The following is a 26073-nucleotide window of genomic DNA, read 5'->3' on the forward strand; positions in this document are numbered from 1 at the left end:
CGTTATGTAAAAATTTATATTACGACCGATATAAGTGTAAAAAGTTGATCACGATCACATCAAAACTTTTAAACAAAGAACTAACTCTTTTGGATTACAAACAGTTAGTAGAAAAAAACCGGCCTGATTTGCCGGTTTTTCAATTGCGCAACGTGCGTTGGCAGGAGGAATTATCCGCGACGGGCTTTCACCGCATTCGACAACTGACGCAGCAGCGCATCCGTATCTTCCCAGCCGATGCAGGCGTCGGTAACGCTCTTACCGTAGGTCAGCGGTTCGCCGCTTTCCAGGCTCTGATTACCTTCCACCAGATGGCTTTCCACCATCACGCCAATGATCGCGTTTTCGCCACGCGCAATCTGCTGGCAAACATCCGCACAAACGTCCATCTGCTTTTTAAACTGTTTGGAGGAGTTCGCATGGCTGAAATCGATCATAACCTGCGGCGCAAGCCCCGCTTTAGCAAGACCTTCTTTTACTTCTGCCACATGTTGCGCGCTGTAGTTTGGCTCTTTGCCTCCACGCAGAATAATGTGGCAGTCGCCGTTGCCGCTGGTATTCACAATGGCGGAGTGCCCCCACTTAGTGACGGAGAGGAAGCAGTGAGGCGCACCGGCGGCATTGATGGCGTCAATCGCTACTTTGATGGTGCCGTCGGTGCCATTTTTAAAGCCGACCGGGCAGGAAAGACCGGAGGCCAGCTCGCGGTGTACCTGAGACTCCGTGGTACGTGCGCCAATCGCGCCCCAGCTCATCAGATCCGCCAGATATTGCGGGGTGATCATATCAAGGAACTCACCCGCAGCAGGTAATCCGCTGTCGTTAATGTCGAGCAATAGCTTGCGGGCAATACGCAGGCCATCGTTAATCTGGAAGCTGTTATCCATATGCGGATCGTTGATCAGCCCTTTCCAGCCCACCGTGGTGCGCGGTTTTTCAAAATAGACGCGCATGACAATTTCAAGCTCGCCTTTTAGCTCTTCACGCAGCGTCATTAAACGAGCGGCATACTCTTTGGCGGCAACCGGATCATGAATTGAGCACGGCCCAATCACCACCAGCAGGCGATCGTCATTCCCTTTCAGGATTTTATGAATCGCTTTGCGGGCATGGGCAACGGTGTTTGCTGCATTCTCTGTAGCGGGAAATTTTTCAAGGAGTGCGACTGGCGGTAATAACTCGTTGATCTCTTTAATACGTAAATCGTCGTTCTGATAATTCATGATTATTCCAGTGTTGCCATACTTATCTAATTAAATGCAATCCCTTCAATCTATCTCTTTGGCTAAAAAGTGTAAACTGACTTTTACACTTCGAACGGACTAATCCTGGAATTAGGAAAAAAAACGCCAGAAAGTAGCGAAAAACGAGATCTAACCTACAATTTTTAACTGCAAACACTCTTTTTGTGAGTTTTTTCAAGATTCTCTGCTGGGCTAAATCGCCAGTGCGGGATCTTTAACCCCTCTCTGAGATTTTACTGGCACATGCACTGTTGGAAGAGTTATCCGACATATCGACCATAACAGGAGCATCTTATGAAAATGACAAAACTGGCCACACTTTTTCTTACTGCCATACTCAGCCTTGCCAGTGGCGCAGCGTTGGCCACCGACGCGAATACGCAGTCCAACAACGGACAGGCAAACTCTTCGGCGGATGCCGGACAGGTCGCCCCTGACGCCCGCGAAAACATCGCGCCAAACAATGTGGACAACAGCCAGATTAATTCCGGCGGCACCATGCTTCACCCGGATGGCTCATCAATGAACCACGACGACATGACCTCCGATGAAGTGCATAAAAACACCATGTGTAAGGACGGCCGCTGCCCGGACGTGAATAAGAAAGTGGAGACCGGCGACGGCATCAACAACGACGTTGATACTAAAACCGATGGCACCACGCAGTAAGCCTGAAAAAAGGCCAGGTAACGGGAGAGCTGACGCTCTCCTTTTTATTTTGTCAGCCCAAAACTTGTATGATGTCATACAGTAATAATGAAAATAACAAAGGGATGACACGATGGCACATTCACACTCTCATACTGCTTCGCATCTGCCGGAAGATAAGAACGCGCGTCGGTTGCTGTTCGCATTTTGTGTCACCGCCGGATTTATGCTGGTTGAAGTGGTGGGCGGCATTCTTTCAGGATCGCTGGCGCTGCTGGCCGATGCCGGGCATATGCTTACCGATGCCGCAGCCCTGTTGTTCGCTCTGATGGCCGTACAGTTTTCCCGTCGTCCTCCAACCATTCGCCACACTTTCGGCTGGCTGAGACTGACAACGCTGGCCGCGTTTGTTAACGCCATCGCATTAGTGGTGATTACTCTTTTAATCGTCTGGGAAGCCATTCAGCGCTTCTATACGCCACGCCCTGTCGCAGGCGGCATGATGATGACTATCGCAGTGGCAGGCTTGCTCGCCAACGTGTTTGCGTTCTGGCTCCTGCACCGGGGGAATGAAGAAAAAAACCTCAATGTGCGTGCCGCCGCGCTGCATGTGATGGGGGATTTACTGGGATCGGTCGGCGCCATTTTTGCCGCACTGATTATCATCTGGACAGGCTGGACGCCAGCGGATCCGATTCTCTCGATCCTGGTTTCCATACTGGTGTTACGCAGCGCCTGGCGTCTGTTAAAAGACAGCGTGAATGAATTACTGGAAGGCGCGCCGGTTTCGCTGGATATCGCGGCGTTGCGTCGCCATCTCAGCCGGGGTATTCCCGAAGTACGCAATGTGCATCACGTCCATGTCTGGATGATAGGAGAAAAACCCGTGATGACGCTGCATGTGCAGGTGATCCCGCCGCACGATCATGACGCGTTGCTGGCGCGCATCCAGCATTTCCTGATTCACCATTACCAGATTGAGCACGCCACCATTCAGATGGAATATCAGCCGTGCAACAGGCCGGACTGCCACCTGAATCAGGGGCTATCCGGCCATTCGCATCATCACCACTAACTGGAAAGCGCGTGTGAGCCTCGTTCGCGCGCGCTGTTGATCCACATCCGGCTGCCATTCAGGGCGATGAAGGTCAGGATCAGATACTCCAGCGACATCGCATAGACGCCTTGCAGTGCGAAGATCACCACGCTTATCACGTTGATAATCCCCCACAGCAGCCAGTTTTCGACGTACTTGCGCGTCATCAGGATCATCGCCACAATCGACAGCACCATCATGCAGGAGTCCCAGAACGGGAAGGCATCAGGCTGCAATTCCGGTACGGCGACCGACAATCCCAGCGCCTGCATCAGGTTGACGGCGACGCGAGTCAGGAAAGCAAATACCGGATCGATATACGCGGTCATCAGACCTATCGCCACCACGCATACCGCCAGCCAGGCCAGCGCTTTTGGCAGCGGCAGCCAGCGAATTTTCAATTCAATCTCATGCTGGCTTGTTTTGCGGGACCAGGCATACCAGCCGTAAATATTGGCGGCAAAGAAAAATACCTGAAGCAACAGGCTGGCGTAGAGTTGGATCTGAAAAAAGATGATCGCGAATAGCGTCACGTTAATCAGGCCGAAAAAATAGTTGCTGATCTTTTCCAGGCTGGCAAGCCCGATACACAGCAAACCCGCAACGGTGCCGACAGCTTCAATCCATGACAGGTCGTAACCGCCAGCGCCAATTGGAATATGAACCAGAATGTTCTGTGTGCTAAAAAAATCCATCTTTCCCCCAGAGCGTTTTACGTTTTACGCTCGTAGTGTAGCCGCAAATTCCAGCATACGGTTGAGCGGCAGCAGCGCCCCTTCTCGCAACGCCTGGTCAACGTGAATCTCATGGGCCTGCCCGCCCTGCTCTAACCCCTCAGCAATCGCCTTAAGGCCGTTCATCGCCATCCACGGACAATGCGCGCAGCTACGGCAGGTCGCCCCTTCTCCGGCTGTCGGCGCTTCAAGCAACTCTTTATCAGGCACCGCCTGCTGCATTTTATAGAAAATGCCCCGGTCGGTCGCCACAATAAGCTGCTTATGCGGCAGCGTGCGGGCGGCATTAATCAGCTGGCTGGTAGACCCGACGGCATCCGCCATATCGACAATCGATTGTGGCGACTCAGGATGCACCAGCACGGCGGCATCCGGGTACAAACCTTTCATCCGGGTCAACGCCTGGGTTTTAAATTCATCATGAACGATACAGGCCCCCTGCCAGCAGAGCACATCCGCGCCGGTCTGCTTTTGCACGTAATGTCCCAGGTGACGATCCGGCGCCCAGATAATTTTCTCGCCCAGACTGTCCAGATGTTCAATCAGTTCAACAGCGATACTGGAGGTAACAACCCAGTCAGCGCGGGCTTTGACGGCAGCAGACGTGTTGGCGTAAACCACTACCGTGCGATCCGGGTGGGCGTCGCAAAACGCGCTAAATTCGTCAATCGGACAGCCCAGATCCAGCGAGCATTCCGCCTGTAGAGTCGGCATCAGGATGGTTTTTTCCGGGCTGAGAATTTTGGCCGTCTCGCCCATAAAACGGACGCCAGCGACCAGCAACGTGGAGGCAGGATGTTTCGCGCCAAATCGCGCCATCTCCAGCGAGTCGGAAATGCATCCTCCGGTTTCTTCAGCCAGTTGCTGGATTTCGGGATCGGTGTAATAGTGCGCCACCATGACGGCATCGCGCGCTTTCAGCAGACGTTTGATTTTCTCGCGGTAGAATTGCTTTTCATCCACGCTTAGCGGAGTCGGTTTCGGCGGAAACGGATAGATTGCGGCTTCCGGGTCAAACATTACGCTCATCATGCTTTCTCGTTTTACTGGCTTAACGAAATAACCGATATAAAGCGTAACCCACGCCACAATCGGTTAAATTTGTTTTATATGCTAAACAAGATAGCCGATTGGTTGGCAAAAGTCACAACAATTGCGCTTGATAATGCCGGATGGCGGCGCAAGCGCCTTATCCGGCCTACGGGTCGCCGACTGACGTCTTATCCGACCTGAACGAGTGCATCGCTGTAGGCCTGATAAGCGCAGCGCCATCAGGCACAAATTCTGCGCATAGCAAAAAGGCGCCTTTAGGGCGCCTTTTTGCATTGGTGGGTCGTGCAGGATGACTCGGCTTCGCCTCGCCCTTCGGGCCGTTGCTGACGCAACGTTATCCTTCACGTTTAACACCTGAGAGCGATGTTAAAATTGGTGGGTCGTGCAGGATTCGAACCTGCGACCAATTGATTAAAAGTCAACTGCTCTACCAACTGAGCTAACGACCCCTTGCGGGATTTTACTGCTTAATCATTCAGGATGGTGGGTCGTGCAGGATGACTCGGCTTCGCCTCGCCCTTCGGGCCGTTGCTGACGCAACGTTATCCTTCACGTTCTCTACCAGTAACCACCTTTAAAACTGGTGGGTCGTGCAGGATTCGAACCTGCGACCAATTGATTAAAAGTCAACTGCTCTACCAACTGAGCTAACGACCCATACGGGTGTTACCTGAAAGATTTTACTCGGCACCAATTTAAAATTGGTAGGTCGTGCAGGATGACTCGGCTTCGCCTCGCCCTTCGGGCCGTTGCTGATGCAACGTTATCCTTCACGCTTAACATCTGAGTGTGATGCTAAAACTGGTGGGTCGTGCAGGATTCGAACCTGCGACCAATTGATTAAAAGTCAACTGCTCTACCAACTGAGCTAACGACCCGAGTGGTGGGTGATGACGGGATCGAACCGCCGACCCCCTCCTTGTAAGGGAGGTGCTCTCCCAGCTGAGCTAATCACCCGATACTACGCTGGATACTGCTTACTAACTAAATTAGTGGTGGGTCGTGCAGGATTCGAACCTGCGACCAATTGATTAAAAGTCAACTGCTCTACCAACTGAGCTAACGACCCACTTTTGCGCTGCTTTCGGTTTGTTTGATATCCCCTGGCAACGGCGGCATATATTACTGATTTCAGATTTCAGCGCAACAAAAATTTCGATGTAGATCACTCAACTGCTTAGGAATCGCACGACGAGACCAGAAATAACGCGATTTCTGGTCGCGTGGTGTGCATTACATCGCGTTAAGACGTTTTTGCGCTTGTTTTGCGCCATCAGTGCCAGGGTATTTACTGATAACCTGCTGATAAACCGCTTTGGCTTTTGCCGCGTCGCCTTTGTCCTGCATGATGACGCCGACTTTGTACATCGCGTCAGCCGCTTTTGGTGACTTCGGGTAGTTTTTGACTACCGAGGCAAAATAAAATGCGGCATCATCTTTTTTACCCTTGTTGTAATTCAACTGGCCAAGCCAGTAATTGGCATTCGGCTGATAAGTTGAGTCCGGGTATTTTTTGATGAAGTTCTGAAACGCCACAATCGCATCATCCTGGCGGGACTTATCCTGCACCAGAGCAATTGCCGCATTGTAATCGGTATTGGCGTCGCCGCTTTGTACCGGCGCACCTGACGTCGCCGCGCCCGCGCCAGGCGCAGGTGTTGCGGTTGCCGCCCCGCTTTGCTCGCCGCCCGCCGACGGCGTCGCTGCGCTACCGCTGCTCAGACTGTCCATCTGTAGCAGGATCTGCTTCTGCCGTTCAACAACCTGATTCAGCTGATACTGGCTTTCCTGGATTTGACCACGCAGGGAATCAATATCGGACTGATTATCAGAGAGTTGTTGCTGGAGTTGGGTTAAAAGCTGGCTGTGAGCATTCGAAATACGCTCGAGTTGAGTGACGCGGTCTTCGACCGAGCCTGAGCCGACACTACTGATTGGCGCCTGAGCAAAAGCGGCCCAGGGGGCCGCTATGCCAACCAGTAACGACAGACTCAACAGGTGATGTCTGAAGTTACTGCTCATGCAATTCTCTTAGTAAACCAGTACGGCGCGACGGTTTTTAGCGTAAGCCGCTTCGTCGTGACCCAGTACTGCGGGTTTTTCTTTACCGTAAGAAACGATGGAGATCTGGTCAGCAGAAACGCCTTTACCCTGCAAGTACATCTTAACAGCGTTAGCACGGCGTTCGCCCAGGGAGATGTTGTACTCAGGAGTACCACGTTCGTCCGCATGACCTTCTACGGTGACTTTGTAAGACGGGTTGCTACGCAGGAAGTTAGCGTGCGCATCCAGCATTGCCGCGAAGTCAGAACGGATATCGTACTTGTCCAGATCGAAGTAAACGATGTTGTTCTGCTGCAATTGCTGCATCTGCAAACGCGCTTGCTCTTCAGAAGACATGTTGCCGCTGCCGTTCGCATCCATACCAGTGCCTGCACCCAGCATGCCTTCGCTGCCGTCATTGCTGGCGTTCTTGTTGGAAGAACATGCAGCAATTGCCATAACAGGCAGAGCGATCATCAGCCCTTTCAGCACTTTGTTCAGTTGCATTTCAATGATTCCTTTACTAATCAATTAATTATTATCACAGATACGGCGACCAGGCAGGGAATTTAACCTGACCATCGGTTGCCGGAAGACGCGCCTTGAAACGCCCATCTGTAGAAACCAAATTCAGCACGGATCCCATCCCCTGAGAAGAGCTGTAGATTACCATAGTGCCGTTAGGTGCCAGACTTGGCGTTTCATCCAGGAACGTTGACGACAGAACCTGTACGCCACCCGCTACCAGATCTTGTTTGGCAATGTGCTGCTGACCATTCGCCGAGCTTACCATTACCATAAATTTACCGTCGCTGCTCACATCCGCATCCTGGTTTTGCGAACCTTCCCAGGTGATACGCTGCGGAGCACCGCCGTTCACGTTAACTTTATACACCTGCGGACGACCGGCCTGGTCAGAGGTAAAGGCCAGGTTCTGGCTGTCCGGGAACCACGTTGGTTCGGTGTTGTTGCTGCGACCATCCGTCACCTGACGAATCTGACCAGAACCAATGTCCATCACATACAGGTTCAGGCTACCGGTTTTAGACAGGGCAAACGCCAGTTTGCTGCCATCCGGCGAGAACGCAGGCGCGCCGTTGTGACGCGGGAACGACGCAACCTGACGCACAGCCCCGTTAGCCAGCGTCTGGATAACCAGCGCGGAACGACCGCTTTCGAAGGTTACGTAGGCCAGTTTAGAGCCGTCAGGAGACCACGCCGGAGACATCAGCGGCTGCGGAGAACGGTGAACCACGAACTGGTTGTAGCCATCGTAGTCAGACACGCGCAACTCATACGGGAACTGGCCGCCGTTAGTCTGCACAACGTAAGCGATACGGGTGCGGAATGCGCCCTTGATGCCGGTCAGCTTCTCAAACACTTCATCACTTGCAGTATGGCCAGCATAACGCAGCCACTGCTTGTTCACTTTGTAAGAGTTCTGCGCCAGTACAGTACCCGGTGCGCCGCCAGTGTCAACCAGCTGATAAGCAACATTGTAGGAACCGTCAGGATTCGGAGTCACCTGACCGACAACAACCGCATCAATACCCAGCGCAGACCATGCCGCCGGCTGAACTTCTTGCGCCGTACCCGGCTGCTGCGGCAGACGAGAACGATCCAACGGATTGAATTTACCGCTGTTGCGCAGGTCAGCGCCAACGATGCCGCCAATATCTTCAGGCGCAGCTCCCGGCCCTGCCCACTGGAATGGCACAACGCCAATCGGGCGCGCCGAGTCCACCCCCTGGGTGATCTCGATACGTACTTCTGCGTGCAGCACCGCTGCCCACAGCATTAAGAAACCAAATGCTACTCGTAATGCCTGCTTCATCATATCTCCCTTATCCGGGCGGAAAGCCCACGATAATTTAGCAGAATGTTAACAAACTCAAATACACAAAACTACCAGAACCCAGCGACTCCCGTAGCGTTTCTTTCCCCGCCGTGACGGGGAAAGTTTAGCTTACGGTTTAAAGTCCAGAGGTGCGTTTTTAAACACTTCGTATACCGCCTGGCTTGGTGGTTTTGGAATCTTCGCCTGTCGGGCCGCAGCAAGCGCTGCCTGACAAAGCGCGGGATCGCCACCTTCAGACTGAATATCCAGCAACAGGCCGTCTGGAGCCAGTTTTATACGCAACGTACAGGTTTTACCTGCATAGGACGATGCGTCGTAAAACTTACTTTCAATGGCCGATTTAATCTGCCCGGCATAGTTGCTGATATCCGCGCCTGATGCACCATTGTTTTTAGTATTACCACTCCCCGCAGGAGAAGCATTGCTTCCTGCCGCTCCGCCGCCGGTTTTCGGCGCATTCTTACCGGAGCTTAAATCGCCCAACAGGTCGTCGACGCCAGATGCGGCAGCGGCTTTTTCGGCTGCGGCTTTCTTCGCAGCAGCCGCTTTATCTGCCGCAGCTTTCTTATCGGCAGCAGCCTTCTCAGCAGCAGCTTTTTTTGTCTGCTGCCGCTTTCTCAGCGGCGGCTTTGTCGGCGGCAGCTTTCTTCTCTGCGGCCGCTTTTTCAGCAGCAGCCTTTTCTGCCGCAGCTTTCTTCGCGGCCTCTGCCTGAGCCTGCTTAGCCGCCTCGGCTTCCGCTTTTTTCTTCGCGTCGGCGGCGGCTTTTGCCGCTTCAGCTTCGGCTTTCTTCTTCGCATCAGCAGCCGCTTTTACCGCTTCGGCTTCGGCTTTCTTCTGCGCTTCCGCCGCTGCTTTAGCCTGCGCGTCCGCTTTCGCTTTCGCATCCGCTGCGGCTTTCGCCGCCGCTTCTTCAGCCTGTTTCTGCTGCTCCTGCGCTTTCTTCGCGGCCGCTTCCGCTTGTTTCTGCTGTTCCGCCTGCTCGCGCGCCTGTTCCTGCGCGGCTAAACGTTCTTTCTCAAGTTGCTTCAGTCGTTCCTGTTCAGCCGCCTGCTTCTCGCGAAGCTCTTCAGCTTGCTGCTGCGCCTGTTTTTCACGCTGTTCCGCCGCACGCTTCGCGCTCGCCTGTTGCTGCTGCTGACGATCGTACTGCTGAACAACTGCGCCGGGATCGACCATGACGGCGTCGATGGAAGAACCACCGCCGCCCCCGGCTGAAGCCTCTATATGCTCATCGAACGAACTCCAGATCAGCACTGCAAATAAGATAACATGCAGTACCGCTGAAATAATTATCGCCCGTTTGAGCTTGTCGTTTTGTTCGGTTGCCTTTGACACTCTCGGTTCCCAAAAACTGTGCGCCTGTTACTTGCTATCTTTACGTCCCGGAGACGCAGAAGATCAGATAGGCTGCGTCATCAAGCCAACCGATTTCACGCCCGCACTGTGTAACAAGTTCAGCGCTTTAATTATTTCATCGTAAGGCACGTCTTTCGCGCCACCGATTAAGAAGACCGTTTTCGGATTGGACTCCAGGCGACTTTTCGCTTCGGCAATAACCTGCTCTGGCGGCAACTGATCCATCCTGTCTTTCTCAACCACCACGCTGTATTGCCCAATACCGGAAACTTCAATAATGACCGGCGGATCGTCATTGGTGCTGACGGCCTGCGACTCGGTCGCGTCCGGCAGGTCGACTTCCACACTCTGGGTAATGATCGGCGCCGTCGCCATGAAGATCAGCAGCAGCACCAACAGTACGTCGAGCAACGGTACAATGTTGATTTCGGACTTGAGATCGCGACGACCTCGTCCACGCGTTCTGGCCATGGCTTACCCCTTGTTGCTCTCGCTACTGGTAAACGCCTGACGGTGCAGAATGGCGGTGAACTCTTCCATAAAGTTGTCGTAATTCAGTTCCAGTTTGTTCACGCGCTGATTCAGGCGGTTGTAGGCCATAACCGCTGGAATCGCCGCAAACAGACCGATAGCCGTTGCAATCAGCGCTTCCGCGATACCCGGCGCCACCATTTGCAGCGTCGCCTGTTTCACCGCACCGAGGGCGATAAACGCGTGCATAATCCCCCATACCGTACCAAACAGACCAATATACGGACTGATGGAACCCACGGTGCCGAGGAAAGGAATGTGCGTCTCTAATGTTTCCAGCTCACGGTTCATGGAGATACGCATCGCACGGGACGCCCCCTCAACAACCGCTTCCGGCGCATGGTTGTTTGCACGATGCAGACGCACAAACTCTTTGAACCCGCTATAGAAGATTTGTTCCGAACCCGCGAGGCTATCACGACGCCCCTGGCTCTCCTGATACAGGCGAGACAGCTCGATTCCAGACCAGAATTTATCTTCGAACGCTTCCGCTTCGCGCGCCGCAGCGTTAAGAATACGAGTCCGCTGGATGATGATAGCCCAGGATGCGATTGAAAAACCAATCAAAATCAACATGATAAGTTTAACCAGAAGGCTTGCCTTCAGGAACAAATCAAGGATATTCATGTCAGTCACTGCTTAAACTCCGCGACAATAGACTTGGGAAGCGCACGAGGCTTCATTTTGAGTGGATCAACGCAAACAATCAGAACTTCCGCTTCGTTGAGCACGTTGTTCTCTGCGTTGACAATGCGTTGCGTGAAAACCAAAGAGGTGCCACGCATTGACGTAATTTCAGTTTGGACTTCGAGCATATCGTCGAGTCGCGCAGGCGCATAATATTCCAGCGTCATTTTACGCACCACGAAGGCAACCCGTTCAGCCAACAGCACCTGCTGACTGAAGTGATGATGACGCAGCATCTCTGTGCGTGCTCTTTCATAAAAAGCGACGTAACTGGCGTGGTAAACCACACCACCGGCGTCGGTATCCTCATAATAGACACGAACCGGCCATCGAAATATATTCACTGTACATCCCGGTAATGCAAAAAAAGTTAACGCTTTTAAACGTTGCTACTATACGCGCGCGGATGAGGCTTGGGAATGGGGGGAAGTTAAGGGAGAGTAAAAATTTATGGGCTTATGAAAACCCATAAATTTTTAAGGATACTTCTTATTCAAAAGAAGAAAAAAATCAGACCAACAATAAGCACGATATCGGCGAGCAGCGGGCAAAAGATCCCCTGCCAGTGAACGGCGCGAGGACGAAATCCTACGCCATGAATCACGCCCGTACAGACGGCCCACATCAGCAGAAAACCATGCCAGATTTCCAGCTCGCTTGTTTTCGCCGCGAAACGCGTCGGGTCCCAGAAGATGCAGCCTGCTAACACTAACGCCAGCATAAAGGAAAGCGCCCGTAATGGGCGCTTATCCATTACCGCATACAACGTTGCGATAATACTGGTCATTAGCTGTCTTCTTGTCCGGCTTTACCTGATTCTACGTGCTCAAGCGCCAGCGCAGTGATTATCCCAAATGCACAGGCAAGAAGCGTTCCCAGAATCCATGCGAAATACCACATTTTTAGCTCCTTACTTAGTACAGAGAGTGGGTGTTGCTTTCAATATGTTCTTTAGTGATGCGGCCGAACATTTTCCAGTAACACCAGCTGGTGTAGATCAGAATGATCGGTACAAACACCAACGCAACCCAGGTCATCAGGTTCAGCGTTCTCTGGCTGGAGGTCGCATCCCACATGGTCAGGCTCGCATTCATCATGGTGCTGGAAGGCATCACAAACGGGAACATTGCGATACCGGCAGTCAGGATGATGCAGGCCAGGGTCAGAGAAGAGAACAGGAATGCCCATGCTCCTTTCTCCATACGGGAGGTCAGGATAGTCAGCAGCGGCAGAACCACGCCCAGCGCCGGAACCAGCCACAGGATCGGCGTACTGTTGAAGTTCACCATCCACGCACCGGCTTCACGCGCGACTTCTTTGGTCAGCGGGTTAGATGCGGCGTGATGATCCATCGCGGAAGTCACGACATAACCATCAATACCGTAAACCACCCATACGCCCGCCAGCGCGAAGCACACCAGCGTAACCAGCGCGGCTACCTGTGCCGTCGTGCGGGAACGCAGGTGCAGCTCACCCACGGTACGCATTTGCAGATAGGTCGCGCCCTGGGTAATGATCATCCCTACGCTGACGATACCTGCCAGCAGGCCAAACGGGTTCAGCAGCTGGAAGAAGTTACCGGTGTAGTACAGACGCAGATACTCGTCGATATGGAACGGTACGCCCTGCAACAGGTTGCCAAACGCCACGCCGATAACCAGCGGCGGCACAAAGCTCCCCACGAAGATGCCCCAGTCCCACATGTTGCGCCAGCGGGTGTCTTCAATCTTGGAACGGTAGTCAAAACCGACCGGACGGAAGAACAAGGACGCCAGCACGAGGATCATCGCCACATAGAAACCGGAAAACGCCGCAGCGTAAACCATCGGCCAGGCGGCGAACAGCGCGCCACCGGCGGTGATCAGCCACACCTGGTTACCGTCCCAGTGCGGGGCGATGGAGTTGATCATAATTCGACGCTCGGTGTCGTTACGACCGAGGAAACGGGTGAGCATGCCCACCCCCATGTCGAAGCCATCGGTAACCGCAAAACCGATCAGCAGAATGCCAACCAGCAGCCACCAGATAAAACGCAATACTTCATAATCGATCATTTGACGACTCCTGTCTTAGCGTGCCGGCTGAGAGGCCACATTGGGCTGCTCAAAGTGATAGCGACCGGTTTTCAGGCTGCTTGGGCCACGGCGTGCAAACTTGAACATTAAGTACAGCTCCGCCACCAGGAACAGGGTATACAGGCCGCAAATCAGGATCATGGAGAACAGCAGGTCACCGACCGTCAGTGACGAGTTCGCCACGGCGGTTGGCAGCACCTCACCGATCGCCCACGGCTGACGACCATATTCGGCAACGAACCAGCCTGCTTCTACAGCAATCCACGGCAGCGGGATGCCGTACAGCGCCGCGCGCAGCAGCCATTTTTTCTCACCGATGCGGTTACGAATGACGCTCCAGAAGGAGAGCGCGATGATCGCCAGCAGCAGGAAGCCGCACGCAACCATGATACGGAACGCAAAGTACAGCGGCGCAACGCGTGGGATGGAGTCTTTGGTCGCCATCTCAATTTGCGCTTCGGTCGCGTCAGTGACGTTCGGCGTATAGCGTTTAAGCAGCAGACCGTAGCCCAGATCTTTCTTCACGTTATTGAACTGGTCGCGAACGGCCTGGTCGGTAGAACCGGCACGCAGTTCTTCCAGCAGCGCGTAGGCTTTCATCCCGCTACGGATACGTTCTTCATGCTGCACCATCAGGTCTTTCAGACCGATGACTGGCGTATCGACGGAGCGAGTCGCGATAATACCCAGCGCGTAAGGGATCTGGATAGCCAGTTTGTTTTCCTGCGTCTCCTGATCCGGGATACCGAACAGGGTGAAGGAAGCAGGCGCTGGCTGGGTTTCCCATTCCGCTTCAATCGCGGCGAGTTTGGTTTTCTGCACGTCGCCCATTTCGTAGCCGGATTCGTCACCCAGCACGATAACAGACAGCACAGCAGCCATCCCGAAGCTGGCGGCGATAGCAAAGGAGCGTTTAGCGAACGCGATGTCGCGGCCTTTCAGCAGGTAGTAAGCACTGATACCGAGGATGAACATTGCACCGGTCACATAGCCAGACGCCACAGTGTGAACGAATTTCACCTGCGCAACCGGGTTAAGCACCAGTTCGGAGAAGCTCACCATCTCCATACGCATGGTTTCGAAGTTGAAATCCGATGCGATAGGGTTCTGCATCCAGCCGTTCGCCACAAGTATCCACAGCGCAGACAGGTTGGAACCCAACGCCACCAGCCAGGTGACACACATATGCTGGACTTTGCCCAGACGGTCCCAGCCAAAGAAGAACAGACCTACAAAGGTGGATTCGAGGAAGAAGGCCATCAAACCTTCGATTGCCAGCGGCGCACCGAAGATATCCCCTACATAGTGGGAATAGTAAGACCAGTTAGTCCCGAACTGGAACTCCATGGTCAGACCGGTAGCCACACCCAGAGCGAAGTTGATACCAAACAACTTGCCCCAGAACTTGGTCATATCTTTATAAATCTGTTTGCCGGAAAGGACGTATACCGTTTCCATAATGGCCAGCAGGAACGCCATACCGAGCGTCAGCGGCACAAACAGGAAGTGGTACATCGCGGTCAAGGCAAACTGTAAGCGCGACAGTTCGACTATATCTAACATCATGACTCCTTGCTCATCGCATGAAGACTCCGAGAGTGAACCCCGTTAGAAAGGGTCACACGCATGCCCCAATAAAATTTATTTGCTCCCCTTCACCGTTGCCGTTTCATCATCAGAGGAAACAGCAATGATAAAAAGTTACAAACATGTTAATAAAAAACCTAAATTGATCCCGCAAATATATTACGCCGTAAAATCCCTACAATAAACAGGTTTTTATTGAGTCAAATTTGCATTTTTCGACATTGATCAATTTATAGCTAATTTACCGGTTTCAGGCCAATTTGATCGGCGACAATTTATCGTGTTTTGACATCTTTTTCCAAGCATTAAACATTGATTTAAATCAAAAACACCAAAATTCGTTAACGGTGTATACAATGCGTAAACACAGTGAAAACAATGTTGCGCATATGTATCTCTGAGGGTGTTGGCGGTTATCTAATAGAAAGGTATATATAAAAAAACAGCATTTCATTTAACGTTATCATCGACGACATTCTTTTGCCGTCTGCAACTATTTAGCGTAGACGCTTCAGCGTAATTTTCCACAGGGTCAATTCGCCATGAAAATAATCACAAATATTTTACTTTTGAGCCCATTGAAATTAACACCGGATTGTTATTATTCCGTTAACAATAAAGCCACGCTAAGCGTGGCTTTAATCTGTTTGTCTGAGATTCAGGCAAGCGTGTAGCTAAACGTTCGGGACTGCCCCGGCAGAAAGAGGCCAGCCCCACTTGCGCCCTCTCCTTTCGCAGGGCACGCCTGTTCATCCATCATGGTCTCTGTACATGCGCTAACGGCTCTGCCGAAGGCAACGGTGGCATCACATGAGGTTGTTTCGGACGGATTGTACAGGCGCAGGATGACATCATCGCGATCCTCTGCTTTTTTCAGCGCGCTTAACAGGCAGCCCACCGGCGACATCGTTAACAGGCTGTAATGTTCCGGTACGCAAACATCGGCCTTGTTGAGTTTCATCGCATCCCAGGGAATTTTGTTATAGCACTGAACAGGCGTCAGCCACGCCTTCGCCTGTTGCGCGACACCGGCGCTAAAAGGCGTTCCGCTATAGCTGAACAGGCTAAACCGACTGCGTAGCATTCCGCGCATTTGTGAATCCGGCACCGCCATTTTGATGCCGGAAGGCCGCCCTGGTCGCAGCAGTAGATCCTCTTTCCCCAGCAGCCCCACCCCACGCAGGAGCGTCAAGGCGAACGTTTTCTTCCCTTCGCCGATAACTTCAAATTCACGTAATCCCTCCGTGAAAAGCGCAAGGCCATTTCTCTCTTCCTGAAGCGCCGCATAGTTCAGCATATTCCAGACCGGTACCGGCGCCTCTTTCCACCCCTCTTCCTGCCAGTTTTCCATCGCGCTGTCCTGTACCGGGCGCGTCACTGCGCCAAACTGGGTGTCCGCCAGCACAACATCCGTCGTGAACGGCGTGGGGATTAACACCCGCACGCGGTGATCGTCAGCCTGATTATCCAGCGCCACCTCAACATCAATGCGTCTGCTGTTATGGCTCAGGGTAACGGCGATCTCCACGCCTAACGTTCCGTTGCGCTGCCGCGCGCTGCGTTCGGCAAGATTCGCCGGAACCGCCAGGGCATAGCGAATGACAACCCTGCTCTGCCACGCGTCATGAATCACTTCATATTCCGGTTTTGCCGTCGTCGAAGTAAGCAGCCACTCTTCTCTGGCGGGGGAGTAATCGTACTCATCGCCATCGTCGGATCCCTCTTCCAGCGCCAGTATGCGCTGATAACGCACGCCGCTGTCTTTATCGCGCAGGTTCAGCGTACCGTCATCATTCGCCGTAATCTGCCAGAACGCGTTCTCCAGCAGCGCGTCTGATGAAACCGTCGGGCTCACCACATTGCCCGCTGCGTTCGGTTCGATATAAAGCGTGCGATAGCCCATTGAAGGGATAATCTGCTGGATCTGGATATCAAATTCCATAAACGGCTCGTAGTTACCGTAATGCACAATCTGGCGGTCGATTAAACCGGGATCGATCTCCCGGGCCTGGCGAATGCAATAAGGAATGGCGTTGCCCCGATCATCCCGCAGAGAGAACTGGCTGGCGCGCAGGCGTACCGTGGTGTTAATCACCTCTTCACGCGGCCACGGTATCAGGTTAAACAGCACCAGTTTGTCGGCATCGCTCTGCGGCATGTTGTCGGCGATTTTGCGCTGATAAAAACAGATCAGGTTGTCGGCCATATCCTCAGCCAGCTCGAAACGGGACGCAATTTCGCGGTGTACTTTGTCACTGCAACAGCAGCCGATGCTGTCGTGGGCGTGATTCTTCAGAATCTCTTTCCACATTTTCTCCAGCAGGCCGTGGTGATACTCAAACCCCAGCGTCCAGGCCAGCGTCGCCAGCGGCTCAAGAATGTTGACGATTTTGTTCTCAATGCGCGCATGGGCGATTTTGATGTCCATCCGCGTCGAACCAATGGTGCGATGAACGCGCATATATTTGCCATCAATAAACTCGCCTTTCAGCGTGGCAAGCTGCTCGCGGCGGGCTTCTATGTGTTCAAACACCTCTTCAAAGCGGCTCATCACAAACTTACGCTGCGGGTAGATTTCGCGCAGTTTATCCATCACCGCAAAGATATTTTGCTGCAACGGCATCTGATCGTGGCCATTCGGCAGCAAAATTTCTTTGGTCAGCGACGCGCGCTCCAGCACATCGAAGTAGCTGTCGAGACGTTTACGCAGCCCGGCCTCGTCCTCCGGTAAGTACTTACCAATCGCGTAGCCCAGCGGCAGCACCTGCGCCGTCACTTCACTGCCATCCGCGCTTTGCCATAAAAACTCGGTTTTATCGGTGCCGTGGCGTTCCGAACAACCACGCCAGAACATGGCGCGGGTAATACCGAAACCGTTATAGATATGCGGAAGCTGCCCCGACATGCCGAACGAATCCGGCAGATAGCCAATTTTCATCGGTTCGCCAAACGCCTGGCAGTCGCGCATACCGTACATCAGATTACGCACGATCGACTCCCCGGATACCAGCGTGGTATCCGTTTGGGTATACCACGGGCCGATAATCAGTTTTCCGGCCTGCACCAGTTTTCTTACCCGCGCTTTATTTTCCGCTTTGACGGCGAAATAGTCCTCCAGCACCGCCGTCTGCCCGTCAAGGACATAGTATTTATACTCTGCATCCTGCTCCAGGCGGGTCAGGATCTCCTCCATATTGTTGACCAGCAAAATACGTGACGCTTCCGTGGTGAAATACCATTCACGATCCCAGTGCATGTGCGGCGTAATGTGAACGCGAGATACTGCTTTCATCTTCGTTTCCTGTTAGTTCGTTTATGGCAACACATTGTTAGTCAGATACTTGCCCTGCTTTACCGCATGACGACGCCAGAACAGCAGGATAGTGGTCGATATCGCTGTCCCCACTAACGCTGCGCCAAACCAGCCTGCGGCGGCGGCGAAACCGCCGTATCCGGCGTCATGCAAAAGAAAGAGTGAAAAAATGCCTGCGCCCGGCGTCGAAAGACCAATGTTCATCGCGCCGACAATCGCGCCCGTCACCATTGACCCCAGAACAAAAGAACCGATAACCCGCAGCGGATCTTCAATCGCCATCGGGATTGCCCCTTCCGTAATGCCCGCCAGCCCCAGTAGCCAGGTCGACTTTCCTGTTTCGATCTCAAACTCTTTGAACAGCCTCGGCGCCAGCATCGTTGATGCCGTTACGGTGAAGGCGGACACCATTTTGACCGAGGCGAAAATGGCATACGGGCCGTAGACGCCGTTCGCCATCGCCCCAAGGCAGAACGCGTAAGACGCTTTATTGACCGGCCCGCCCAAATCGAAAGAACACATAAAGCCGAGAATCGCGCCAAGCAGCAGCGCATTGGCGCCGCTCAGCCCATTAAGCCAGGCGGTCAGCGCGTTGTTGATCCACGCAACGGGCTCGCCCACCACAAACAGCATCAGGCTGCCCGCGCCTAAGGTGCCGATGACCGGATACAGATAGAAAGTCAGGAAGCCGTTGAATTTACTGCTCAGGCGAAGATGGTTTTTCACCCAGCGCATCAGATATCCGGCGATCAAGCCACCCGCGATCGCGCCGAGAAAGCCGGAGCCAATCATATTGGCGGCAAGGCCGGCGGCGAATCCGGGGGCCAGCGCGGGTTTATCCGCCAGCGAATAGGCGGTATAGGCGGCGAGCACCGGCACCATCAGGATGCCGAGCATCCCACCGCCCAGCTTGCGGTACATCCACAGCCAAGAGTTCTCCTGATCGAAGAGATGCTGCAAGCCGAGCATTTGCGCCAGCAGCACCGACACGGCCAGTACGGTTCCCCCGGCGACAATCAGCGGCACGGCGAACGAGATGCCGCTCAACAGCGCCTGTTTTAACTCCGTTTTTAGACTCTTAGGCGCTGCCGTTTCCTGGTAAACCGCGCGATCGCCCTGCGCGGGTTCCAGCGCCAGCGCTTGTTGGATCAATGCTTCGGCGTGGCGGATAGGTTCGGCGACGGGCACCGACAGCGCAGGAATGCCCGCAAAGCGCTCACTCTCTTTTATCGCCACCTCTGCGGCGAAAATGCAGGCTTTTGCCGCGTTCAGCTGCTGTGCGGTAAGACGGCCTTCAATTCCGTTAGCGCCCTGCTTTTCCACATACACGTTCACGCCCAGTTTGCGTCCCGCTTTTTCCAGATACTCCGCCGCCATATAGGTGTGCGCAATCCCCGCCGGGCACGCCGTTACGCAGACGATGGTCGGCGCATCCTGTAAGGGCTGAAAAGCGCTTTCCTGATATTGGTCGTCCAGCGCCGACAGTAGCTCATCCGCCGTGGTCGCTGCCAGAATCCTCGCGCGGGTGTCATCATCCGCCAGTCGCGTGGTGAGTGCGGTCAGCAACTGCATATGGGTGCTTCCCGCTTCGCCTGGCGGAATGGCGAGCAGAAAAATCAGCGTCACCGCTTCCGGCCCGTCAACCCCTTCCCACATCATGGGTTCGCGCAGGATGGCCACGGCAAATGCCGCTTCTTTAACCGCCGACGTTTTACCATGCGGCACCGCCAGCCCTTCTCCCAACGCCGTTGGCCCCTGACTTTCACGCAAAAAGACTTCTTCAAGGTAAGCATCGGAATCTGAAATTTTCCCCAGTTGCACGAGCCGCTGGGTTAACGCGTGAATAGCCTCTTCACGACTGCCAAACCGGGCGTTCAGGCATAACGCATCGCGGTGGGTTAACGTCGTCAGGTTCATCATAGTCCTCACACTGTCATTGTATGTTTCAGAAATTGTGCCAGATGAAACAATACATTTATGTGATCATTTTCACTTACGCAAAATAATTTGTATTTAATTTGTATTATTTACAAGAGCTATTGATCGGGCATAATCAACGAAGTCGTATTAATTCATTCATACAAAAGTAAAAAGATGAGCCAAAAACCGTTATACCGACAGATTGCTGACCGAATCCGCGAGCAGATTGAACGTGGCGAACTGAAAGCAGGCGACGCGTTACCCACCGAGCAGACATTGCAGCATGCGTTTGGCGTGAGCCGGGTCACGGTACGTCAGGCGCTCAAGCAACTGACCGAACAGCAGATCATCGAAAGCATTCAGGGCAGCGGGACCTATGTGAAAGAAGAGCGGGTCAATTACGATATCTACCAGCTAACCAGCTTTTACGAAAAACTCGCCGATCGCCATGTTGACACCCACAGTGACGTTTTGGTTTTTGAAGTGATCCCGGCGGACGACTTTCTGCGCAACCAGTTACAACTGGCGGAGAACAACCGGGTCTGGCACGTAAAACGCGTGCGTTACATTAAGCAAAAACCCGTCGCCCTCGAAGAGACGTGGATGCCGCTGGCGCTCTTTCCCGACCTGACCTGGCAGGTGATGGAAAATTCCAAGTATCACTTTATTGAAGAGGTGAAGCAGATGGTCATTGATCGCAGCGAGCAGGAGCTGATCCCGATCATGCCAACCGAAGAAATGAGCCGCACGCTGGCGATCAGCGCAAACAAACCGATCCTGGAAAAGGTTTCTCGCGGATTTCTGAAAGACGGTCAGGTATTTGAATATAGCCGTAATGCGTTTAATACCGATGATTATAAATTTACGTTGATCGCGCGCAGAAAACAGCGCTGATCATGTTTTCTGTTCACGGTATTGTGACAATATGCTACCGGGCTCACAAATAATCCGCCCGGTAAGAAAGAACAAATTATTATCATATTTATCCTTTCATTAACAATGAACCGTGTTCCTATAGAAACATCCATTTCTGTTCCGTTATTTAACTCACAGTTTTGCCTTTGTATTATATTTATCTCTCAATAACCGTTTGCAAAAATAAATAAGACCGCGATCACAAACACAGCATATTATTTATTAACCCCCTGTTCCAATTAAATTAACCAGAGCTGGACAATCAATAATAACTCATTGATAACAAACACCCTTCCAATGATTAATTAAGAACATTAGTTTTAAGAAAGATATTTTGAAAATAGATCAATTGCATCCCTTCCCGCCTGCACAGACACTCCATGACTATTAAAAGGTTGCAGAAACCTGAGTGCGCAATATTAAACGAAGACTCTTACCTTTTGTTCATCAGCTCTACAGAGGATTACTCATGAAAAAATCAACACTTGTTATTGGCGTCATTGGTGCTGACTGCCATGCAGTAGGCAATAAAGTTTTGGATCGCGTTTTTACTGCCCATGATTTTCGCGTAATCAATCTGGGGGTCATGGTAAGCCAGGATGAATATATTGATGCCGCAATCGAAACCGGCGCCGATGCAATTGTCGTGTCATCCATTTACGGCCACGGCGATATCGACTGCCTCGGTTTACGTGAACGCTGCATCGAACGCGGTATTGGTGACATTCTGCTCTATGTCGGCGGCAATCTGGTGGTGGGTAAACATGACTTTGCCGACGTGGAAGCGAAGTTTAAAGAGATGGGCTTTAACCGCGTCTTTGCGCCAAGTCATGATCTGGAAGATGTGTGCCGGTTAATGGCCGGGGACATTAACCCGCGTCATGGTGTTGAACAGCGCTGCCTTGAAGAGGCCATCTGATGCAAATCGTCTCTGTCGATATCGGCTCGACATGGACCAAAGCCGCCCTCTTCGCCAGGGAGGGGGATGCGTTAACCCTGGTGAACCATGTCCTGACGCCAACCACCACATACCATCTGGCAGACGGTTTTTTTGCCAGTCTGAATCAGGTGCTGAATGTCGCCGATGCCCGTCCGTTGCTGAAAAGCGGCGAAGTGCAGTTGAAATACTCCTCATCGGCAAAAGGCGGGCTCGCCGTCGCCGCTATGGGGCTGGTGCCGTCTATCACGCTGGAATCCGCAAAAGTTACTGCCCACTCAGCGGGGGCGAAGATCGCGCAATATTACGCGTATAAGCTCAACCGCCATGACATCCAGGCGTTAGAAAACTCGCCGCCGGACATCCTGCTGTTTACCGGCGGTACGGATGGCGGCGAAGAAAGCTACGGCCTGGCGAATGCGCGCGCGCTGGCGAACTCAAATCTGGATTGCGCGATTATTTATGCCGGAAACCGTGACATTCAGGATGAGGTACAGGCCATTCTGGGGCACAAAGATCTGACCACGGTAGACAACATTCTGCCCGACCTCGATCACCCGAATCCGTATGCCGCCCGCCAGGCCATTTGCGATCTGTTCCTGTCCCGCATCGTGAAAGGCAAAGGGCTGGACGTGATTGTTGGCGAAACCGGCGAAGAGCCGATGCCAACGCCGTGGACCGTCTACGAGCTGGTTAAAGCCATCAGCGACATCGACAGCGCATGGAAAGAGTTCATGCTGATCGATATGGGCGGCGCCACCACCGACGTGTACTCCGCCTGCGCCAATATGCTCTCTCCCGATACCGTGCTGCATGGCGTGCCGGAACCGTTCGTCAAACGCACCGTTGAAGGCGATCTCGGGATGCGCGTCTCTGCCCTTGTGGTCGGAGAAAGCACCCAGGAGATGGTAAACGTCGTGTTTGCCCAACAGCCTGAGCGTCAGGAGGCGTTTTACGGCTATCTGCGCCACCTGGTTTCCCACCCCGATTACCTTCCCCGCAGCGACGAAGAGAAATTCTTCGACGCCCTGCTGGCAGGGCTGTGCGTGGGTTATGCCAGCGAACGTCACGCGGGCACCAAAAAGCAGGTCTGCACCTGCGTGGGCAACGTCGACTTACAGATGGGGCGCGACCTCACCACCGTTCGCAAAGTTGTCGGTTCCGGCGGATGGCTCTCCCGCGCCAGTCAGTTCGACATCCATCGCTGGTTGAAATACCGCGAGCTGGACGATGACGGCAGACGCATTCTCTTACCCGGGCAGTTTGACTATTACCGCGATTCAAAAGGCTTGCTTCCTCTGCTGGCGAACGTCGCCAGGCTGTACCCGCAGCTCGCCGCTCGCACCAGTATTCAATGTTTAACCCTATAAAACCTAAGGCAGCTACGAATGGAACTCCGAAATAAAAAATTAACCCATGACGAATTCATGACCGAGCGGCATCAGGTATTGCAAACCTGGCATACCGGCAAGGACGTCGAGAATTTTGAAGATGGCGTGAAGTATCAGCAAACCATTCCAGAGAAAAAACGCTTTTCTCACGCCCTGTTAAAAGCCGATCAGGAAGGCAAAACGCTCAGCCAGCCGCGCGCGGGCGTGGCGCTGATGGATGAACACATCGCGCTGCTCAAAACGTTGCAGGAAGAGTGCGATCTGCTTCCCAGCACCATCGATGCCTATACCCGTCTGAACCGTTACGAAGAAGCGGCGATCGGTATTCAAAAATCCATCGAAGCAGGCACCTCTAAGCTGAACGGCCTGCCGGTTGTCAACCACGGCGTTGCTGCCTGCCGCCGGATGACGGAAGCGCTGGAAAAACCCATTCAGGTTCGTCACGGTACGCCGGATGCGCGACTGCTGGCGGAAATCGCGATGGCCAGCGGCTTCACCAGCTACGAAGGCGGCGGCATCTCCTACAACATTCCTTACGCCAAGCGCGTCACGCTGGAAAAATCAATCCGCGACTGGCAGTACTGCGACCGTCTGATGGGAATGTATGAAGAGCACGGCATCCGCATTAACCGCGAGCCGTTCGGCCCGCTGACCGGCACGCTGATCCCGCCGTTTATGTCCCACGCGGTCGCCATCATCGAAGGTCTGCTGGCGCTGGAACAGGGCGTGAAGTCGATTACCGTCGGCTATGGCCAGGTGGGCAGCCTGACGCAGGATATCGCCGCCATTCAGTCACTGCGCGAACTGTCCCACGAATATTTCCAGAACTACGGCTTTGATGATTACGAACTGAGCACCGTCTTCCACCAGTGGATGGGCGGCTTCCCGGAAGATGAATCCAAAGCGTTCGCCATTATCTCCTGGGGCGCGGCGGTGGCGGGTATGTCCGGCGCGACCAAAGTGATCACCAAGAGTCCGCACGAAGCCTTCGGTATCCCAACGGCCGCCGCAAACGCCCAGGGGCTTAAAGCCTCTCGCCAGATGCTCAATATGGTCAGCGACCAGAAATTCCCGCCGTGCGCGGCCGTGGAACAGGAAGTCGAACTGATTAAGTGCGAAGTCCGTGCGGTGCTGAAAAAAGTCTTTGAGCTGGGTAACGGCGATGTGGCGCGCGGCACGGTGCTGGCTTTTGAAGCTGGCGTGCTGGACGTACCTTTCGCCCCGGCCTCCTGTAACGCAGGCAAAATCCTGCCGGTTCGCGATAACTCCGGCGCCATTCGCATCCTTGAAGCCGGTGCGGTTCCGCTGCCGAAAGATATCCTCGCCCTGCACCACGATTACGTCGCTGAGCGCGCCCATTTTGAAGGACGCAAGCCCTCATTCCAGATGGTTGTTGATGACATCAACGCGGTATCCCACAGTCAATTAATAGGAAGACCATAATGAAAATTAAACAGGCCCTTTTCACCGCTGGCTACTCCTCATTCTATTTCGACGATCAGCAGGCGATTAAAAACGGCGCGGGTCATGATGGATTCATTTATACCGGCGCGCCGGTCACGCCCGGCTTTACCTCTGTGCGTCAGGCGGGCGAGTGCATCTCGGTACAGCTGATTCTGGAAAATGGCGCGGTAGCGGTCGGTGACTGCGCCGCCGTGCAGTATTCCGGCGCTGGCGGTCGTGACCCGCTGTTCCTGGCGGAGCACTTTATTCCGTTCCTGAACGATCACATTAAACCGCTGCTGGAAGGTCGTGATGTCGATGCATTCCTGCCGAACGCCCGCTTCTTCGACAAGCTGCGCATTGACGGCAATCTGCTGCACACCGCCGTGCGTTACGGCCTGTCGCAGGCGCTGCTCGACGCCACCGCGCTGGCGTCCGGTCGTCTGAAAGCAGAAGTGGTTTGCGATGAATGGCAGTTGCCGTGCGTCCCGGAAGCGATTCCGTTATTTGGTCAGAGCGGCGACGATCGCTATATCGCCGTCGATAAGATGATCCTCAAAGGCGTTGACGTGCTGCCGCATGCGCTGATCAACAACGTGGAAGAGAAACTGGGCTTTCAGGGCGAGAAACTGCGTGAGTATGTACGCTGGCTGTCCGATCGCATCCTGAGCCTGCGCACCAGCCCACGCTATCACCCGACGCTGCATATTGATGTCTACGGCACCATCGGCCTGATCTTCGATATGGACCCGGTACGCTGCGCGGAGTACATCGCCAGCCTGGAGAAAGAAGCGCAGGGTCTGCCGTTGTACATTGAAGGCCCGGTGGATGCCGGTAACAAACCGGATCAGATCCGTCTGCTGACCGCGATCACCAAAGAGCTGACCCGCCTCGGTTCCGGCGTGAAAATTGTCGCTGACGAATGGTGTAACACCTATCAGGACATCGTCGATTTCACTGACGCGGGCAGTTGCCACATGGTGCAGATCAAAACCCCGGATCTCGGCGGCATTCACAACATCGTTGACGCCGTGCTCTATTGCAACAAACACGGGATGGAAGCCTATCAGGGCGGCACCTGTAACGAAACCGAGATCAGCGCCCGCACCTGCGTACATGTCGCGCTGGCCGCGCGCCCGATGCGGATGCTGGTGAAACCGGGTATGGGCTTCGATGAAGGTCTCAACATCGTGTTTAACGAGATGAACCGTACCATCGCGCTGTTGCAGACAAAGGATTGA

At 53.6% G+C, this 26073-nt stretch carries 22 protein-coding genes, 5 tRNA genes and 1 pseudogene; 7 read left to right on the forward strand and 21 right to left on the reverse strand.

The genetic code is table 11. The features are described from left to right. Nucleotides 1-170 precede the first annotated feature (170 nt). A complete protein-coding gene (gene aroG / locus CKO_RS10100) occupies nucleotides 171-1223 on the reverse strand; it encodes a 3-deoxy-7-phosphoheptulonate synthase AroG (RefSeq protein ID WP_012133235.1) in 1053 nt (350 codons plus the stop codon). Between the two features lie 315 nt (nucleotides 1224-1538). Between aroG and CKO_RS10105 the strand changes: the two genes are divergently transcribed. After that, nucleotides 1539-1913, forward strand: a complete 375-nt coding sequence (locus CKO_RS10105) for a YbgS-like family protein (protein WP_012133236.1) — start codon at nucleotides 1539-1541, stop codon at nucleotides 1911-1913. 112 nt (nucleotides 1914-2025) lie between these two features. Next, nucleotides 2026-2967: a CDF family zinc transporter ZitB gene (zitB, locus tag CKO_RS10110; protein ID WP_024130521.1), complete on the forward strand. Its 942-nt coding sequence runs from the start codon at nucleotides 2026-2028 to the stop codon at nucleotides 2965-2967. Here the strand turns inward: zitB and pnuC are convergent. The 20 genes and pseudogenes from pnuC to mngA form a co-directional block, all read right to left on the reverse strand. Further along, nucleotides 2964-3683 (reverse strand): nicotinamide riboside transporter PnuC, encoded by a 720-nt coding sequence (pnuC, locus tag CKO_RS10115; RefSeq protein ID WP_012133238.1) that lies wholly within the window; start codon nucleotides 3681-3683, stop codon nucleotides 2964-2966. The two genes, zitB and pnuC, sit on opposite strands and share 4 nt — an antisense overlap. Nucleotides 3684-3707: 24 nt before the next feature. Then, on the reverse strand, nucleotides 3708-4751 hold the full coding sequence (nadA, locus tag CKO_RS10120) for a quinolinate synthase NadA (protein ID WP_024130522.1): 1044 nt from the start codon (nucleotides 4749-4751) through the stop codon (nucleotides 3708-3710). Nucleotides 4752-5148: 397 nt separating this feature from the next. Continuing rightward, nucleotides 5149-5224: transfer RNA gene (locus CKO_RS10125), tRNA-Lys, on the reverse strand. Nucleotides 5225-5356: 132 nt separating this feature from the next. Then, nucleotides 5357-5432 (reverse strand) — tRNA-Lys (locus tag CKO_RS10130). Between the two features lie 145 nt (nucleotides 5433-5577). Continuing rightward, nucleotides 5578-5653 (reverse strand) — tRNA-Lys (locus tag CKO_RS10135). Nucleotides 5654-5656: 3 nt separating this feature from the next. Continuing rightward, nucleotides 5657-5732, reverse strand: a tRNA-Val gene (locus tag CKO_RS10140). 36 nt (nucleotides 5733-5768) lie between these two features. Further along, nucleotides 5769-5844: transfer RNA gene (locus CKO_RS10145), tRNA-Lys, on the reverse strand. Between the two features lie 164 nt (nucleotides 5845-6008). Then, nucleotides 6009-6797 carry a cell division protein CpoB gene (gene cpoB / locus CKO_RS10150; RefSeq protein WP_012133241.1) on the reverse strand — a complete coding sequence of 263 codons (789 nt, stop codon included), beginning with the start codon at nucleotides 6795-6797 and terminating at the stop codon, nucleotides 6009-6011. 9 nt (nucleotides 6798-6806) lie between these two features. Next, on the reverse strand, nucleotides 6807-7325 hold the full coding sequence (gene pal, locus CKO_RS10155; RefSeq protein WP_003022983.1) for a peptidoglycan-associated lipoprotein Pal: 519 nt from the start codon (nucleotides 7323-7325) through the stop codon (nucleotides 6807-6809). Between the two features lie 34 nt (nucleotides 7326-7359). Further along, nucleotides 7360-8652, reverse strand: coding sequence for a Tol-Pal system beta propeller repeat protein TolB (gene tolB / locus CKO_RS10160; protein WP_024130523.1), 1293 nt, complete (start codon nucleotides 8650-8652; stop codon nucleotides 7360-7362). Nucleotides 8653-8784: 132 nt separating this feature from the next. Next, a pseudogene (gene tolA, locus CKO_RS10165) lies at nucleotides 8785-10012 on the reverse strand (cell envelope integrity protein TolA). A 63-nt stretch (nucleotides 10013-10075) separates the two neighbouring features. Continuing rightward, nucleotides 10076-10504, reverse strand: coding sequence for a colicin uptake protein TolR (gene tolR, locus CKO_RS10170; RefSeq protein ID WP_012133245.1), 429 nt, complete (start codon nucleotides 10502-10504; stop codon nucleotides 10076-10078). A gap of 3 nt (nucleotides 10505-10507) precedes the next feature. Beyond that, entirely contained in the window at nucleotides 10508-11200 is a 693-nt protein-coding gene (gene tolQ / locus CKO_RS10175) for a Tol-Pal system protein TolQ (RefSeq protein ID WP_024130524.1), read from the reverse strand. Beyond that, nucleotides 11197-11595 (reverse strand): tol-pal system-associated acyl-CoA thioesterase, encoded by a 399-nt coding sequence (gene ybgC / locus CKO_RS10180; RefSeq protein WP_012133247.1) that lies wholly within the window; start codon nucleotides 11593-11595, stop codon nucleotides 11197-11199. Before ybgC ends, tolQ begins: the two co-directional genes overlap by 4 nt. Before the next feature lie 149 nt (nucleotides 11596-11744). Continuing rightward, nucleotides 11745-12038, reverse strand: a complete 294-nt coding sequence (gene ybgE, locus CKO_RS10185; protein WP_012133248.1) for a cyd operon protein YbgE — start codon at nucleotides 12036-12038, stop codon at nucleotides 11745-11747. Then, entirely contained in the window at nucleotides 12038-12151 is a 114-nt protein-coding gene (cydX, locus tag CKO_RS10190; protein ID WP_003022970.1) for a cytochrome bd-I oxidase subunit CydX, read from the reverse strand. The genes ybgE and cydX overlap by 1 nt, the downstream gene beginning before the upstream one ends. 14 nt (nucleotides 12152-12165) lie before the next feature. Then, complete coding sequence (gene cydB, locus CKO_RS10195) at nucleotides 12166-13305, reverse strand: cytochrome d ubiquinol oxidase subunit II (protein ID WP_012133250.1); 1140 nt, start codon at nucleotides 13303-13305, stop codon at nucleotides 12166-12168. Nucleotides 13306-13320: 15 nt separating this feature from the next. After that, a complete protein-coding gene (gene cydA, locus CKO_RS10200) occupies nucleotides 13321-14889 on the reverse strand; it encodes a cytochrome ubiquinol oxidase subunit I (RefSeq protein WP_024130525.1) in 1569 nt (522 codons plus the stop codon). A 682-nt stretch (nucleotides 14890-15571) separates the two neighbouring features. Then, nucleotides 15572-18205 carry a mannosylglycerate hydrolase gene (gene mngB, locus CKO_RS10205; RefSeq protein WP_048902398.1) on the reverse strand — a complete coding sequence of 878 codons (2634 nt, stop codon included), beginning with the start codon at nucleotides 18203-18205 and terminating at the stop codon, nucleotides 15572-15574. 21 nt (nucleotides 18206-18226) lie between these two features. Then, nucleotides 18227-20143 carry a PTS 2-O-a-mannosyl-D-glycerate transporter subunit IIABC gene (gene mngA / locus CKO_RS10210; protein ID WP_024130526.1) on the reverse strand — a complete coding sequence of 639 codons (1917 nt, stop codon included), beginning with the start codon at nucleotides 20141-20143 and terminating at the stop codon, nucleotides 18227-18229. Nucleotides 20144-20320: 177 nt separating this feature from the next. Between mngA and CKO_RS10215 the strand changes: the two genes are divergently transcribed. The 5 genes from CKO_RS10215 (at nucleotide 20321) to CKO_RS10235 (ending at nucleotide 26073) form a co-directional block, all read left to right on the forward strand. Further along, nucleotides 20321-21040 carry a GntR family transcriptional regulator gene (locus CKO_RS10215; RefSeq protein WP_012133256.1) on the forward strand — a complete coding sequence of 240 codons (720 nt, stop codon included), beginning with the start codon at nucleotides 20321-20323 and terminating at the stop codon, nucleotides 21038-21040. 490 nt (nucleotides 21041-21530) lie between these two features. After that, on the forward strand, nucleotides 21531-21980 hold the full coding sequence (gene glmS, locus CKO_RS10220; protein WP_012133257.1) for a methylaspartate mutase subunit S: 450 nt from the start codon (nucleotides 21531-21533) through the stop codon (nucleotides 21978-21980). After that, the gene (gene glmL, locus CKO_RS10225; RefSeq protein ID WP_012133258.1) at nucleotides 21980-23368 is read left to right on the forward strand and encodes a methylaspartate mutase accessory protein GlmL; all 1389 of its coding nucleotides are present in this window, start codon (nucleotides 21980-21982) and stop codon (nucleotides 23366-23368) included. The genes glmS and glmL overlap by 1 nt, the downstream gene beginning before the upstream one ends. A gap of 18 nt (nucleotides 23369-23386) precedes the next feature. Then, complete coding sequence (locus CKO_RS10230; protein WP_012133259.1) at nucleotides 23387-24832, forward strand: methylaspartate mutase subunit E; 1446 nt, start codon at nucleotides 23387-23389, stop codon at nucleotides 24830-24832. After that, nucleotides 24832-26073 (forward strand): methylaspartate ammonia-lyase, encoded by a 1242-nt coding sequence (locus CKO_RS10235; protein WP_012133260.1) that lies wholly within the window; start codon nucleotides 24832-24834, stop codon nucleotides 26071-26073. Before CKO_RS10230 ends, CKO_RS10235 begins: the two co-directional genes overlap by 1 nt.

The organism is Citrobacter koseri ATCC BAA-895, assembly GCF_000018045.1.
GTDB lineage: Bacteria > Pseudomonadota > Gammaproteobacteria > Enterobacterales > Enterobacteriaceae > Citrobacter_B > Citrobacter_B koseri.

What these genes read in the sequence shown, in the direction of transcription:
- aroG (WP_012133235.1), bottom strand. Translation starts at nt 1,223, where the DNA reads ATGAATTATCAGAACGACGATTTACGTATTAAAGAGATCAACGAGTTA.
- CKO_RS10105 (WP_012133236.1), top strand. Translation starts at nt 1,539, where the DNA reads ATGAAAATGACAAAACTGGCCACACTTTTTCTTACTGCCATACTCAGC.
- zitB (WP_024130521.1), top strand. Translation starts at nt 2,026, where the DNA reads ATGGCACATTCACACTCTCATACTGCTTCGCATCTGCCGGAAGATAAG.
- pnuC (WP_012133238.1), bottom strand. Translation starts at nt 3,683, where the DNA reads ATGGATTTTTTTAGCACACAGAACATTCTGGTTCATATTCCAATTGGC.
- nadA (WP_024130522.1), bottom strand. Translation starts at nt 4,751, where the DNA reads ATGAGCGTAATGTTTGACCCGGAAGCCGCAATCTATCCGTTTCCGCCG.
- cpoB (WP_012133241.1), bottom strand. Translation starts at nt 6,797, where the DNA reads ATGAGCAGTAACTTCAGACATCACCTGTTGAGTCTGTCGTTACTGGTT.
- pal (WP_003022983.1), bottom strand. Translation starts at nt 7,325, where the DNA reads ATGCAACTGAACAAAGTGCTGAAAGGGCTGATGATCGCTCTGCCTGTT.
- tolB (WP_024130523.1), bottom strand. Translation starts at nt 8,652, where the DNA reads ATGAAGCAGGCATTACGAGTAGCATTTGGTTTCTTAATGCTGTGGGCA.
- tolR (WP_012133245.1), bottom strand. Translation starts at nt 10,504, where the DNA reads ATGGCCAGAACGCGTGGACGAGGTCGTCGCGATCTCAAGTCCGAAATC.
- ybgE (WP_012133248.1), bottom strand. Translation starts at nt 12,038, where the DNA reads ATGACCAGTATTATCGCAACGTTGTATGCGGTAATGGATAAGCGCCCA.
- cydX (WP_003022970.1), bottom strand. Translation starts at nt 12,151, where the DNA reads ATGTGGTATTTCGCATGGATTCTGGGAACGCTTCTTGCCTGTGCATTT.
- cydB (WP_012133250.1), bottom strand. Translation starts at nt 13,305, where the DNA reads ATGATCGATTATGAAGTATTGCGTTTTATCTGGTGGCTGCTGGTTGGC.
- cydA (WP_024130525.1), bottom strand. Translation starts at nt 14,889, where the DNA reads ATGTTAGATATAGTCGAACTGTCGCGCTTACAGTTTGCCTTGACCGCG.
- mngB (WP_048902398.1), bottom strand. Translation starts at nt 18,205, where the DNA reads ATGAAAGCAGTATCTCGCGTTCACATTACGCCGCACATGCACTGGGAT.
- mngA (WP_024130526.1), bottom strand. Translation starts at nt 20,143, where the DNA reads ATGAACCTGACGACGTTAACCCACCGCGATGCGTTATGCCTGAACGCC.
- CKO_RS10215 (WP_012133256.1), top strand. Translation starts at nt 20,321, where the DNA reads ATGAGCCAAAAACCGTTATACCGACAGATTGCTGACCGAATCCGCGAG.
- glmS (WP_012133257.1), top strand. Translation starts at nt 21,531, where the DNA reads ATGAAAAAATCAACACTTGTTATTGGCGTCATTGGTGCTGACTGCCAT.
- glmL (WP_012133258.1), top strand. Translation starts at nt 21,980, where the DNA reads ATGCAAATCGTCTCTGTCGATATCGGCTCGACATGGACCAAAGCCGCC.
- CKO_RS10230 (WP_012133259.1), top strand. Translation starts at nt 23,387, where the DNA reads ATGGAACTCCGAAATAAAAAATTAACCCATGACGAATTCATGACCGAG.
- CKO_RS10235 (WP_012133260.1), top strand. Translation starts at nt 24,832, where the DNA reads ATGAAAATTAAACAGGCCCTTTTCACCGCTGGCTACTCCTCATTCTAT.